The sequence below is a fragment of the Rhodococcus yunnanensis NBRC 103083 genome (assembly GCF_001895005.1).
Taxonomy (GTDB): Bacteria; Actinomycetota; Actinomycetes; order Mycobacteriales; family Mycobacteriaceae; genus Rhodococcoides; species Rhodococcoides yunnanense.
Window position 1 is genome coordinate 245373 of sequence record NZ_BCXH01000006.1, and the last position, 13693, is coordinate 259065.

Annotated in this window: 11 protein-coding genes; 6 read left to right on the top strand and 5 right to left on the bottom strand. The window is 64.7% G+C overall.

Annotated elements, in window-relative coordinates:
• Window positions 1-3: 3 nt before the first annotated feature.
• Entirely contained in the window at window positions 4-1737 is a 1734-nt protein-coding gene (locus RY1_RS12915; protein ID WP_169914681.1) for an ABC transporter ATP-binding protein, read from the top strand.
• Window positions 1738-1841: 104 nt separating this feature from the next.
• Window positions 1842-3035, top strand: a complete 1194-nt coding sequence (locus tag RY1_RS12920) for an acyl-CoA dehydrogenase family protein (protein WP_072803960.1) — start codon at window positions 1842-1844, stop codon at window positions 3033-3035.
• Between the two features lie 50 nt (window positions 3036-3085).
• On the opposite strand, the gene RY1_RS12925 is transcribed toward RY1_RS12920, so the two are convergent.
• Window positions 3086-3355 carry a hypothetical protein gene (locus tag RY1_RS12925; protein ID WP_139279820.1) on the bottom strand — a complete coding sequence of 90 codons (270 nt, stop codon included), beginning with the start codon at window positions 3353-3355 and terminating at the stop codon, window positions 3086-3088.
• 112 nt (window positions 3356-3467) lie between these two features.
• On the opposite strand from RY1_RS12925, the gene RY1_RS12930 reads away from it, so the two are divergent.
• Both RY1_RS12930 and fgd read left to right on the top strand, forming a co-directional pair.
• A complete protein-coding gene (locus tag RY1_RS12930) occupies window positions 3468-3824 on the top strand; it encodes a YidH family protein (RefSeq protein WP_072803962.1) in 357 nt (118 codons plus the stop codon).
• A 75-nt stretch (window positions 3825-3899) separates the two neighbouring features.
• Window positions 3900-4913 (top strand): glucose-6-phosphate dehydrogenase (coenzyme-F420), encoded by a 1014-nt coding sequence (gene fgd, locus RY1_RS12935; RefSeq protein ID WP_072803963.1) that lies wholly within the window; start codon window positions 3900-3902, stop codon window positions 4911-4913.
• A 190-nt stretch (window positions 4914-5103) separates the two neighbouring features.
• Here fgd and RY1_RS12940 read toward each other — a convergent pair whose 3' ends face one another.
• Window positions 5104-5622: a nitroreductase/quinone reductase family protein gene (locus RY1_RS12940; RefSeq protein WP_072803964.1), complete on the bottom strand. Its 519-nt coding sequence runs from the start codon at window positions 5620-5622 to the stop codon at window positions 5104-5106.
• Window positions 5623-5684: 62 nt separating this feature from the next.
• Between RY1_RS12940 and pta the strand changes: the two genes are divergently transcribed.
• Window positions 5685-7760 carry a phosphate acetyltransferase gene (pta, locus tag RY1_RS12945; RefSeq protein WP_072803965.1) on the top strand — a complete coding sequence of 692 codons (2076 nt, stop codon included), beginning with the start codon at window positions 5685-5687 and terminating at the stop codon, window positions 7758-7760.
• Window positions 7757-9001: an acetate kinase gene (locus tag RY1_RS12950; RefSeq protein ID WP_072803966.1), complete on the top strand. Its 1245-nt coding sequence runs from the start codon at window positions 7757-7759 to the stop codon at window positions 8999-9001. Before pta ends, RY1_RS12950 begins: the two co-directional genes overlap by 4 nt.
• Here the strand turns inward: RY1_RS12950 and RY1_RS12955 are convergent.
• From RY1_RS12955 to RY1_RS12965, 3 genes are read right to left on the bottom strand one after another with little or no spacing between them, the layout of a single operon-like run.
• Complete coding sequence (locus RY1_RS12955; RefSeq protein WP_072803967.1) at window positions 8979-11345, bottom strand: serine/threonine-protein kinase; 2367 nt, start codon at window positions 11343-11345, stop codon at window positions 8979-8981. The two genes, RY1_RS12950 and RY1_RS12955, sit on opposite strands and share 23 nt — an antisense overlap.
• Before the next feature lie 9 nt (window positions 11346-11354).
• On the bottom strand, window positions 11355-12320 hold the full coding sequence (locus tag RY1_RS12960; protein ID WP_072803968.1) for a glutamate ABC transporter substrate-binding protein: 966 nt from the start codon (window positions 12318-12320) through the stop codon (window positions 11355-11357).
• An 8-nt stretch (window positions 12321-12328) separates the two neighbouring features.
• On the bottom strand, window positions 12329-13693 hold the full coding sequence (locus RY1_RS12965) for a GlnX family signal transduction membrane protein (RefSeq protein WP_245819636.1): 1365 nt from the start codon (window positions 13691-13693) through the stop codon (window positions 12329-12331).

The following is a 13693-nucleotide window of genomic DNA, read 5'->3' on the forward strand; positions in this document are numbered from 1 at the left end:
AGTGTGCTGGGGAACAGGGGACTTTTTCAGGGTTGGTGGATCACCGCGATACTTGCGGTCGTGGCCGCGAGCGGACGTATCGTCGTGCCGTTGACGGTGCAGTACGCACTCGATCATGCCCTTCTCGACGAGTCTGCACCGGACCGCACACGTGTACTCGTCGACTCGGTGGTCGTCGGCGCTATTGCGATTGCTATCGCCGGGACGTCGTCCTGCCTGCTCAACCGGCGCTTGGTCTCGACGGTCGAGACCGCACTGGCGTCGGTACGCGAGAGGGCCTTCGAGCACATCTTCAGGCTGTCGCCGGCGTCGGTGGCGCAGATCGGAACCGGAACACTCGTCGCGCGGCTCACCGGCGACATCGACACGGTCTCTCAGTTCACTCGCGCAGGCGGAATCACGTTGGTGATCAACGTGTCTCAGATGATCGTCGCCGCGACCGTCATGTTCGTCTTCAGCTGGCCGCTCGCGCTGCTGGTGATGGCGGTGACGGCGGCGGCCGTGGTGTGCATGCGTTTGATCCAGCGGGTGGTCGCGCGGCGTTTCGCCGTCGTCCGAGTGGAAGTGGCTGCTCTGTACGACGGGGTGTCGGATCTGGTGAACGGCGCGGAGATGATCCGCGCATTCGGTGCCAGCGATCGCTATCGGACGCGAGTGGGCGATCTCGTCGAACGCACCAGGCACGCACAGATGAACACCCAGCTGCCGCTGAACATCAACGCATCACTCGGCGAAGCCGCCAGTGGAATCATCACCAGCGCAGTGGTTCTCGTCGGTGCTGCGGCGGGCGCAGGGTACGTCGGGTGGATAGATCTCACCGCGGGCCAGCTCGTCGCGTTCCTGTTTCTGATCACGTTCTTCGTTCGGCCGATGCAGTTCACGGTATCCATGCTCGGTGAGGCGCAGAGTGCGGTCGCCGGGTGGCGCCGCGTCGAAGAACTGCTGGCACAGCCGGTCGAGACCGTGTCGGACGAGGACGGGGTCACGCTGCCCGACGGGGGTATCGCACTTGAATTGTCCGACGTACGGTTCGGCTACGACGAAGGATCGACGGCGCTGTCGATCCCGGAGTTGTACATCGACTCGCACGAGCACGTCGCGGTCGTCGGCCATACCGGGTCGGGGAAGTCGACTTTCGCGAAACTGTTGACGCGGCAATTGAGTCCGACCGAGGGCGTCGTCTCGCTCGCCTCGGTGAACCTGTCCAGTGTCGCACCGGCGTCGTTGGCACGGCGGGTCGCGATCGTTCCCCAGGATGCGTTTCTGTTCGACCGCAGCATCGCCGAGAACGTCGCGATCGCCCGGCCGGGCGCCGGGGACTCCGACGTCATGGACATCATGCGCGATCTGGGGCTCGAAGACTGGGTGCGAACTCTGCCCGCAGGGCTCGACACCCAGGTCGGCGCGCACGGTGAGGCGTTGTCGGCGGGAGAGCGTCAGCTCGTAGCGTTGGCGCGCACCGCGCTGGTCGACCCCGATCTGCTGGTTCTCGACGAAGCGACGAGTGGAGTCGATCCGGCCACCGACGTCAGGGTGCAGCGAGCACTGCTTCGGTTGACGAAGGGCAGGACGACGGTGACCATTGCCCATCGCATGATCACCGCCGAGAACGCCGACCGAATCCTGCTGTTCGAGGACGGAAAGCTCGCCGAGCAGGGCACGCACGAGGCGCTGGTGGCGTCGGAAGGTCGATACGCCTCGATGTTCCGGGCGTGGACGTCGATGAACACTCTGTAGAGGTTTCGATCGTACTGCGTCGAACCCTTGCGTGATCAGGAGAGATTCGGTGTTCTTCAAGGGCACCGAAATCTTCTGCACCACCGACTGTTTGGGAGCCGTCCATGACCAGCGTTGCCGATCCAGCGACCCGCTTCGATGACCTGTTCGCCGAGATCGCGTCCGGTGCCGCCGAACGTGAACGGACGCGGGACCATCCGTTCGATGCGGTGCGAGCGCTGAACGAGGCCGGGTTCGGCAGACTGCGTGTTCCAGCCGAGTTCGGTGGGCCCGATGTGTCGCTGAAGGCACTGTTCGACCAACTCGCCGCCCTCGGTGAAGCGGATTCCAACCTCCCCCAGGTACTTCGCGGGCACTTCACGACCGTGGAAATACTGCGGCACCTTGCCGATTCACCGGAGCGTCGGTACTGGCTGGAGAAGATCGCCGCAGGGGCGGTCTTCGGCAACGCGCAATCCGAACCGGCGTCGGCCGCGGGTTTCGTGTTGTCGACGACACTCACGGGTGACATCGGCGCGCAGACGGTGTCGGGAAGAAAAGACTACAGCACCGGCAGTATCTATGCCGACTTCATTCGGGTGGCCGCGGCGGAACCGGATGGGCGTCGAACATTCGCGGTGGTCGACGCTCGGCACCCCGGTGTCCACCACCTCGACGACTGGGACGGCATCGGGCAACGTCTGACCGGCAGCGGGACAACGGAATTCGATGCGGTCCCCGTCGAACCGCACGGTACCTTCGCCACCGGCGGAATCGCCGGTGGATTCCAGTCGGCCTTCACACAGCTGGTACACCAGGCCAATCTCACCGGCATCGCCCGCAACATCGTCTCCGACGCCGTCACACTCGTTCGCTCTCGTCAGCGCACCAGCCTGCACGCACTCTCCGAGCACGCGACCGAGGACGCCGCCGTGCTGGGCGTCGTCGGGCAGATCAAAGTCCATGCACGCGTGGCAGAGTCACTGCTGCACTCGGCAGTCGCCGAACTACAGCACGCCGACGACCTCTTCGAGGCGGGAGACCGATCCGAAGACCTCTTCACCGCGGCGTACATCGCGACCTCCGAGGCGCAGATCGCCACCATCGACGCTGTCGGCGCATCAGCGACCCGACTGTTCGACGCGGGTGGGTCGTCGACCGTGCGGGAGGTCGCGAACTTCGACAGGCACTGGAGGAACGCCCGCACGCTGTCCTCGCACAACCCGGTGATCTACAAGCCACACGTCATCGGCGACTACCTGGTCAACGGCCGCCGCCCGAAACAGTTCCACGAATCCTGGGGAACGAAGGGAGACTGACAGCGAACTGGCCCGACGCATCGGCGTCGGGCCAGATCTCGAAATGTGGTTTATGCGGCCTGTGCGATCTGGGGCTCCGGGTGCCGAAGGATGGAGTGCCAGCGCAGGCGAGCCGCTTCGGTGGCCGCGCTCTCCTTCCCTGCCGACGCGGGAGCCGACTGCGCCAGTAGCGTCAGTGCCCGCGTCGTCGAGATGAGCCCGACCTTGTGGCGGTGCGAGAACGCGGTGAGCTCGGCGAACGCCTCTTCGCGGGAGTACCCACACAGCCCGACGAGAATTCCGACTCCGATATCGATCTGGGTGCGCTGCGAGTCGGCCATGGGCGTCTCTTTCGTCTGGGAGGGGAAATACCTGCTGATACGAGTCTGAATCGTGGGAGTCGTCACCACCATGGTTGGAATCTCGCAGATCGTTAATCGCGGGAGGGGCATCATGGGACCTGTGACCGACGACCCGATCAGCCGTCCCGACGAGAGATTCACCCTGGCCAGCGAGCGCACCTTCCTGGCATGGATGCGCACGGCGCTCGGGTTGCTGGCCGGAGGGATCGCCATCGTGCACCTGGTCCCGGGCTTCAGCACGGGATGGGTGCGTACCGCACTCGGACTGATCCTGATACTCATGGCCGGGGCTGCTGCCGTGATCGGCCTACGGCGATGGTTGCAGGTCCGGCACGCATTGGAACGCGGTGCGCCCATGCCCGAGGCCAAGGAACTGTGGATTTTCGCGGTCGGGATCGGGGCGATCGCAGTGTTGGCCGCGGTGGTGACCGTGCTGGGAACCGAATAAGTGCTCCAGTGTGCCCGCGCTTCGGGCACGAGGGCACAATCGAACTACAAGTAGCAACAGACGAGGGAGTACAGAGTGGCACAGGCTTTGAAGCTCGGATACAAGGCGTCGGCGGAGCAGTTCGGTCCGCGCGAGCTCGTCGAACTCGGTGTGTTGGCCGAGGAGCACGGAATGGACTCCGCTACTGTCAGCGATCACTTCCAGCCCTGGCGTCACGAGGGCGGGCACGCACCGTTCTCACTTGCCTGGATGACCGCCGTCGGCGAACGCACCAAGACGATCCAGTTGGGGACCTCGGTGTTGACCCCGACGTTCCGGTACAACCCGTCGGTGATCGCTCAGGCCTTCGCGACGATGGGCTGCCTGTACCCGGGCCGGATCATGCTCGGCGTCGGCAGTGGTGAGGCACTGAACGAAATCGCCACCGGATACAAGGGCGAATGGCCCGACTTCAAGGAACGCTTCGCGCGGCTGCGTGAGTCGGTGCGGTTGATGCGTGAGCTGTGGCTCGGTGACCGCGTCGACTTCGACGGTGAGTACTACACCACCAAGGGCGCCTCGATCTACGACGTTCCCGACGGCGGCATTCCGGTCTACATCGCGGCAGGCGGACCCGTCGTCGCACGGTATGCAGGGCGTGCGGGCGACGGCTTCATCTGTACCTCGGGCAAGGGCATGGAGCTCTACACCGACAAGCTGCTCCCGGCCGTCGAAGAAGGCGCAGCCAAGGCCGAGCGCAACGTCGACGAGATCGACAAGATGATCGAAATCAAGATCAGCTACGACACCGACCCCGATCTCGCGTTGGAGAACACCCGATTCTGGGCGCCGCTGTCACTGACACCGGAGCAGAAGCATTCCATCGAGGATCCGATCGAGATGGAGAAGGCCGCCGACGAACTGCCGATCGAGCAGGTCGCGAAGCGGTGGATCGTGGCCTCCGATCCCGACGAGGCGGTCGAGAAGGTCAAGCAGTACACCGACGCGGGCCTCAACCACCTGGTCTTCCACGCGCCCGGGCACGACCAGAAGCGATTCCTCGAACTGTTCGACCGCGATCTGGCCCCGCGCCTGCGCAAGTTGGGCTAGTCCGCCCCCCGCTCTGATCGCTGTTCGTCCGCCCGCCGCCCTCATCGCTGTTCGCCCGCCGCCCCTGATCGCTTGAATGGTCCATTCAACACATCTGATCGTATGAATGAACCATTCAAGCGGTGGGGGATCGCGAGCCGAGCCCGCATGAATGTGCCGACGAAGCTATCTGATCGTATGAATGAACCGTTCAAGCGGTGGGGTCGGCGGTGAGCGCAAACAGCCGCATGTCCCGATCGGTGCGCGTCTGGTACTCGCCGTACACCCGGACCATGTCGTTGAACGCCGCGTAGATCCTGGCCTTCTCCGTCCCGGTGACGGGGGTGGCGGTGATGGGAATCTTCATGCCGCCGATGGTGACGGTGGCGCGGGGTTCGGCGAGCAGATTGGCCGTCCAGGCAGGGTGATGGTCCTGCCCGAAGTTGCTGCCGACGACGAACAACTGTTCACCTTCGCGGTAGTACAGCAGAGGACTGGTGCGTAGTTTGCCGGATCTGCAGCCGGTGGTGGTGAGCAGTACCACTGGTGCGGCGATCGGCCCGAGGATGGTGAAGCGGCCGTTGGTTCGCTCGAGCAACCTGCGGTCGACGCCTGCGAGGCTGCGAATGACCCAGGAGCCAGGTTTCGTCGCTGCGAATGCAACGGCGGGTTTCCTGATGATGCTGTTTTCGCTGCCCCAGCGGACGTCGGGAAACGGGGATTCGGCCATACTCGATCTGACCCCGGCGGGGCCCGTGTGTCAACATCGCGAACGGCGCTACTCTGGCTGGCATGGCCGAACCCGCGTCGAGTATCTACATCGCCTCTCCCGAGGGTGACACCGGTAAGTCGACCATCGCACTGGGAGTGCTGCAGATGCTGTGCGCATCTGCAGCCCGCGTCGGAGTCTTTCGGCCGATCGCACGGTCGACGACCGAGACCGACTACATTCTCGAGCTTCTCATCGATCACACGACGGCGGATCTGTCGTACGAGCAGTCTCTCGGGGTCAGCTACGAGCAGGTACATGCCGATCCCGACGCGGCCCTCGGTGAGATCGTCGCGCGGTTCCACGACGTCGCTGCGCAGTGCGATGCGGTGGTGATCGTCGGCAGCGACTACACGGACGTCGGCAGTCCGAGCGAGCTCGGTTTCAACGCGCGTGTCGCGGCGAATCTCGGTGCGCCGGTGTTGTTGTCGCTCCGGGGATCCGAGCGCTCGACGGAGGAGATCGTTCAGCTCGGCCAGCTGTGCCAGGCGGAACTGCGCCACAATCATGCGCACCTGGTCGCGATCGTCGCCAATCGCTGTGATCCCGAGCGGCTCGACGAGATCACGACGGCACTCGAGCCCCTCGGTGTGCCTGCGTGGAGCCTGCCGGAGATTCCGCTGCTCGTCGCACCCACGATGTCCGAGCTGCTCGTTGCCGTCGGCGGCGAAATGTACAGTGGTGACGCTGAATTGATGCAGCGTGAAGCCCTGCGCGTCATGGTCGGAGGTATGACGGCCGAGCACATCCTCGAGCGGCTGACCGAGGGCGTTGTCGTCATCGCGCCTGCCGACCGCTCGGACGTTCTACTCGCTCTGGTCAATGCACATGAGGCGCAAGGCTTTCCGTCGTTGGCAGGAATCATCATGAACGGGGGGATCGAACCGCATCCCGCGATCGCACGGCTGGTCGCAGGCCTCGGCCCACGGCTTCCGATCCTGACGACCGACCTCGGGACCTTCGATACCGCGTCCGCCGCAGCCAAGGTGCGTGGCCGAGTGGCGGTGGGGTCGCAGCGCAAGGTCGACACCGCGCTCAGCCTCATGGAGCAGCGCGTCGATGCGCGTGTCCTGCTCGACAGTCTCGAGCTCTCCATTCCGTCGATCACCACGCCGCAGATGTTCGAGTACCAGCTCATTCATCGTGCGCGCGCCGATCGTAAACACATCGTGCTCCCCGAAGGCGGCGACGACCGGATACTGCGCGCGGCGGGCAGGCTGCTGCAACGCCAGGTCGCGCAGCTGACCATCCTCGGTGAGGAAGGCCCGATCCGTAGGCGCGCAGCAGAACTCGGCGTCCAACTGGGCGACGCCCAGGTGCTCAATCCGAAGACCTCGGACCTCGCCGAGGAATTCGCCGCCGAGTACACCGAACTACGCAAACACAAGGGCATGACCATCGAGCGGGCCCGCGAGATCATGTCCGATATCTCGTACTTCGGAACCATGATGGTGCACAAGGGAATCGCCGACGGCATGGTCTCGGGCGCGGCGCACACGACGGCCCACACGATCAGGCCGTCGTTCGAGATCATCAAGACCGCCGACGGCGTGAACACGGTGTCGTCCATCTTTCTGATGTGCCTGTCCGATCGTGTGCTCGCGTACGGCGACTGCGCCATCGTTCCCGATCCGACGGCAGAGCAACTGGCCGACATCGCCGTCTCCTCCGCGCAGACGTCGGCGCAGTTCGGTATCGAGCCGCGCATCGCGATGCTGTCCTACTCGACCGGTGACTCGGGCAGCGGCGCAGACGTCGACAAAGTGCGGGAAGCGACCCGGCTGGTGCGTGATCGCAGCCCCGAACTGCTCGTGGAAGGACCGATCCAGTACGACGCGGCCATCGAACCGTCGGTCGCGAAATCGAAGCTCCCCGACTCCGAGGTGGCAGGACGCGCAACCGTGTTCATCTTCCCGGACCTCAACACCGGCAACAACACCTACAAGGCAGTGCAACGCAGTGCCGGAGCCGTCGCCGTCGGGCCGGTCCTGCAGGGTCTGCGCAAGCCCGTCAACGACCTGTCACGCGGCGCGCTCGTCGAGGACATCGTCAACACCGTCGCCATCACCGCCATCCAAGCGCAGGGGCTGTCCACATGAGTGTTCTCGTCGTCAACTCCGGGTCCTCGTCGGTGAAATTCCAGCTGGTCGATCCCGGCAGTTCGGATCAGGCGCACTCGGCAGCCTCCACTCGCGCCGCAGCCCCTACAGGTCCCGGCGAGGCGATCGCGTCGGGACTCGTCGAGCAGATCGGCGAACCCGACGGCCGAGTGCAGCTCGAGTATCGCGGTGAGGTGATCGAAAGGCGCGGGGAGATAGCCGATCACGGCGTCGGTCTCGCAGTCGCGTTCGAGATGTTGGAGCGCGCGGGCGTCGAACTCGGATCGGACGTCACGGCGGTCGGGCACCGCGTCGTGCACGGCGGCGAGGTCTTCTACCGGCCGACTCTCATCGACGACGCGGTGCTCGCGCAGATTTCCGATCTGAGCAAGCTTGCGCCGCTGCACAATCCGCCGAACATCCTGGGCATCGAGGTGGCCCGAGCGCAGCTGCCGAGCGTGCCGCACGTCGCGGTCTTCGACACCGCGTTCTTCCACTTTCTTCCGGCGGCGGCAGCGACGTACGCCATCGACCGAGACATAGCGCGCAGCCACGGTATTCGACGGTACGGCTTCCACGGCACCTCGCACGAGTACGTCTCGCGCCGCACCCAGGAGATACTCGGCGAACCGGAGCTGAACCAGATCGTTCTGCACCTGGGAAACGGTGCCTCCGCCTCGGCAATTCGGGCAGGTGTTCCGATCGACACGTCCATGGGGCTGACGCCGCTCGAAGGGCTGGTGATGGGCACGCGCAGCGGTGACATCGATCCTGGCGTCGTCATGCACCTGCGTCGTAGTGCCGACATGGATGTCGACGACATCGACCGACTGCTCAATCGTGAATCCGGGTTGAAGGGTCTGGCAGGAGTCAACGACTTCAGAGTTCTACAGCAACGCATCGACGAGGGGGACGCGGACGCAGCGCTCGCGTACGACGTCTACATTCACCGGCTGCGCAAGTACATCGGGGCTTACATGCTGGAGCTGGGGAGGCTCGACGCCATCACGTTCACTGCCGGAGTCGGGGAGAACGCCGCGAGCGTGCGCGCCGATGCGCTGGCCGGACTGACCGGGTTCGGAATCGAGATCGATCAGGAACGGAACGCCGAGCGGTCCAGGAGCGCGCGGGTCATCTCGACGGACGCATCGAAGGTCACGGTGCTGGTGGTGCCCACCAACGAAGAGCTCGCCATCGCCCGTGCGACAGACACTGTGGTCAGAACAGCGATCGGGGCCTGATCGCGTTCGCGAGATCCACCAGCGTGAATCGATGAGCCCGATCCGAGGCATTTCTCGCAAGTGAGCGCAGACCCGCTTCGGTGCCCTTGCGCAGACCTGCTTCGGTGAAATGCACCCCGAGGATCGGTTCACGTTCGGCTTCGGCCGCGTGCCCGGAGCGAACCCAGTCCATCGCCATCGCCAACACGAGCGTTCGCATCTGCAGCGCCCGGCTCTCACCTCGCGGAAGCATCGCGACGCGCCGGGCGGCCTCACGGAAGTCGGCCTCCTGCAGATCACGCGACGGCCGGTCCATCATCAACGTCAGAATGCCCGTCATGCGCGCGACAGCGTAGTGCCGCGAGCTGACCGGGACCTGATCGAGCGCCGCGACCGCAGCCTCGGGCTCACCGCGGTACGTCAGCTGGCGGGCGAGCCCGAATGCGGAACTCACGACGGCCCGATTGGTGCGCCACACTGCGCGGTAGTAGGTTTCGGCGCACGTGCGCCACTGCTCACGTTCGTCGGCGTCGAGTTCGGACTGCGCTTCCATGATCAGCTCGGCGCTGGCAGCGAGGGCGATCTTCGGGGCCAGTTCACCCGGCATCGCGTCGAGCACCTTCTCGAAATGCGTCGACGCGTCGGTGAACTTGCCACGCAGCAAGCAGATGAGACCGACGTACCATTCGACACGCCACGGGTCGTCACTGTCGGTTTTCACCTGTGCGACAACCGAAGCCGCGGTACCGACATCGCCCAGATCGATGTGTGCCTTCACCTCGGCGAGAGTGATCTCCAGGCCGCCGGGGGAGCCGTCGGCGAATCGCTCGATACCGTTGCGGCGAGCGTGCGCAAGGGAGTCGAGCGTCTGCTGCGGTTCGCTGTGCACGGCAGCCGCGAGCAGCGGTGCGCTGGGGTCGGCCGGGTCGACGAGAGGAACGGGCAGCGCCGAGACGACCTCGCGCGCACTGATCTTGTCTCCGCGAACCTTGCCGTCGACATAGGTATCGGTGCGGCCGACGGACTCCTCGGTGCCGAACGTCGTGCGCGGTGGACTGAACGCCGTCGACAAACCGGGGCGCTCGGTGCCCGTCTGCAATGCCAGAATCTCCCTCAGCACGCCGGTGGCCTGACTCGCCAGCACATCCGCCGTCGCGAACCGCTGTTTCGGATCAGGATTGGTGGCACGCTGCAGGAGACGATGGAACGACGGGTACCGCCGCAGCAACTCGTGATCGTCCGGTGACGGAATGCCCGGATCGTACTTGCCTGCCGTCGACGGCATCTCCAGCGTCAGAACCGCGAGAGTCCTTCCCGCCGTGTAGATATCCGAAGCGATGGTCGGACCTGTCTCCACGATCTCCGGTGCCTGGTACCCGGCCGTTCCGTACAGGTAACCGTAATCCTCGATGGCCGCAACGGCGCCGAGGTCGATCAGTTTGATCTGATCATCGGTCACCATGATGTTCTCGGGCTTGAGGTCGTTGTACACCAGACCGATCGAATGCAGATACGCCAGCGCGGGCAGCACCTCGAGAATGTACGCGATCGCCTGCTCGACCGGCATCCGCTCGTGATCCCCACGCGCAGAGAGAATGTCACGGAGCGAACGCCCGCCGACGTACTCCATCACGATGAACCCGACATTGGTGCCGTCACCGCGAGGCTGCTCCACGAAGTTGTAGATCTTCACCACTCCGGGATGTGCCACCTCCGCCAGGAACTGGCGCTCGGCGACGGCAACGGCATGCGCCTCGTCGTCACCGAAATGCAGCAGACCCTTCAGCACCACCCACCGATCGCTGACATTGCGGTCGATGGCGAGATAGATCCAACCAAGCCCGCCGTGCGCGATGCACCCCTGCACCTCGTACTGTCCGACGACCAGATCACCCGGCTCCAGCAGCGGCGAGAAGTCGTAGTGCGCACCGCAATGCGCACACGTCCCAGCCTCGGAAGAAACCCCACTCTCGCCATTACTATCAGCCGTTCCGCCGGCGCCAGTCTTGTCACCTCGGCTGACGGGAGCGTTGCACTTCCAGCAGAACCGCTTCTTCAGCGGAACGCTCGGATCCTTCATGACGGCCGTGGCCGGATCCACCGGATCGACACGAGGTACGTCGACGAGGCCGGCGCCGAGACGCCTGCGAATGCCGGTGCCGTGCGTGCGACCCGATCGAGTGCGCCCCGAAGTCCTCGACGACCGAACAGCAGACACTGCCTGTGTCCGATCTACCGCCTGGGTCCGATCGACTGCTTGTGTCCGATCGACTGCTTGGGTCCGATCTACTGCCTGGGTCCTGTCGGAGATGTCCGCCGGTGCTGTTGCCGGCCCGGTCGGTGTTTCCGGATCGTCGATGCTCATGTGGCCCGCTCAGTCCACGTACGCGGGGGACGGTGGACCGGGGGAAGTGCCCATCACGGTGAGCCAGCGGGTGTAGAGGCGATTCCATGTGCCGTCGGCGCGGATCCTTTCGAGCGTGCCGTTGACGAACCTGACCAAATCCTGGCTCTCCTTCTTGATTCCGACACCGTACGGCTCCGGGCTCAGCGAAGCCCCGACGAGTTCCAGATACGGATCCTGTGCCGCGAGACCGGCCAGGATCGCGTCGTCGGTGCTGATCGCGTCCACCTGCCGTTGCTGCAGTACGACAAGGCAATCCGACCACATCGCCGCCGTCACGATCTGCGCTGTCGGCACGATGCGCTGCAACCTGCGTAGCGACGTGGTTCCGTCCACCGCGCACACTCGTTTGTTCGCGAGATCGGCGACCCCGGTGATTCCGGATCCGCGGACTGCGAGAACGCGATGCTGTGCCTGGAAGTAGACGGTGGAGAAGGAGACCTCTTCTTTTCGCGCACAGGTGATGGTCATCGTCTTGACGACGACGTCCACGGTCGAATTCTGCAGTGCCTCCACGCGTTCGGCCGAGGTGAGAATCCGGAAATCCACCCGATCGGGGTCGCCGAACAGATCACGGGAGATCTCGCGCGCGATGTCGACGTCGAATCCGACCAACGTACCGGTCATCGGATCGCGGAAGGAGAACAGGTTGCTGCCGGTGTCGAGTCCGACGATGAGCCTGCCCCGAGCCCGAATGGCATCGACGGTCGGCGCAGGTGGAGCCGGAACCACTCCGGCGGGAGTCGGGCGCAGGCTGGCCGTCGGCCGTGCACACTGAGAGTCGAGCGAGCCTGCTTCCTGTACCCCGGTCGCGGGGCCCGCACCGTCGGGAAGCGGCGGCTCGGAGTAACTGACGTCCGATTCGGGAGGCAACACATCCTGGGTCACACAACCGCTCGTCAGAAGCCCGACGAGGCACAGAACGACACAGGCCATACGAGTCTTCACAGGTACTCACGCAACCTCGGTACGATGCCGACACCCACCGCTGCCGCAGCGGCTATCGTCAGAACGACGGCGCCCGCAGCAAGCCCGGCCAGCGCGGATTTTGCCCTGACGATGTTGCCGCGCAACTCTTTTCGGGCCTGCTCGATGCCGTCGACCAACTGCTCGTCGAGTGCACGGAACTGAGCCGAAGAATCCTGCACGCCACTGCCGGTGGTGATGGTGACGGCGCCGTTGAAGTCTCCCGTGGCCAACGCGTCGGAGATCCGTTCGTGGGAGGACTTCCAGGCCGACAACGTGGCGGTGATCTGCTCGTCGTCGGCGAACATCGTGGTCAATTTGTCTGTGTTGGTGGTGAATTCGGCATCGTATGCCCGGGTGCTGCCGCGTCGGACCAAGTCGAGAGTCTCGTCTGCCCGTGCCTGCTGGGCAAGAATGAAACCGGAAGTCAGGGTCTGCAGAGGAGCAACGCCTCGGTCGAGAGCCCTGTGCGTGGCCGTCGACGAGACCAGGCCACCGACGAGCATCCAGCCGAGAAGCACCGCCATCATCGCGGTCGCCGCGATGAACCCCCAGTTGAGCGTCCGATGAGTGCGACGCGACAGATACAGCTGAGCGAGCACGATCAGTGCCGAACACACCACGATCAGCGCGATCGCGAACAGCGGCGGCCGGACGAAACGTTCCTGATCGGTCGAGACACGCGCTGCCTGTTCGGTGTAGAGACGCTCGGCGCGAGGGAGCAACATCGTCTGCATCTGCGTCGATGCCTCACCGAGGTACGCGGCGCCGACGGGATTTCCGATGCGGTTGTTCGACCGTGCGGTCTCGACGAGGCCGGTGTACACCGGAAGTCCAGCGGCGATCTCCATCAGCGCGGTGCGAGCCTCGTCGTCCGAATCACCGAGGCCGTTCGAGGCCCGCACGATCTCGGCGCCTGCGTCGCCGACAGCCTGGCTGTATCGATCTCGCACCTCCTGAGGCTCCAGGCCTCCGGCGAGAAATGCCGTCGATGCGGCGGCGTCGGCGACCGACAGTGCGCCGTACAGATTCTGAGCGGAATTGGCGAGCGGCTCGGTGCGGATCAGCAGTGCGTCGAGCGTCTGGGCCCGATCGGACACCGCCACCGACGTCACCAGGCCGGTGGTGACGAATGCGATCACGAGCATCACGACGAGGGCGATCATGCGCACAGGCGTCGAACGCACCAACCGCTGCAGTTCGCGACGCGAATCGCTGTCCGCGGCGGGGGCTGCCGTCGTGGGAGGTACGGCAGCAGAGGGTGTAGCGCCGACCACAGTCACACCACCGAGCATATAAGCAGTGGCACCGGTTCGTACGCGGACGGTGAACACGCGGTTCAC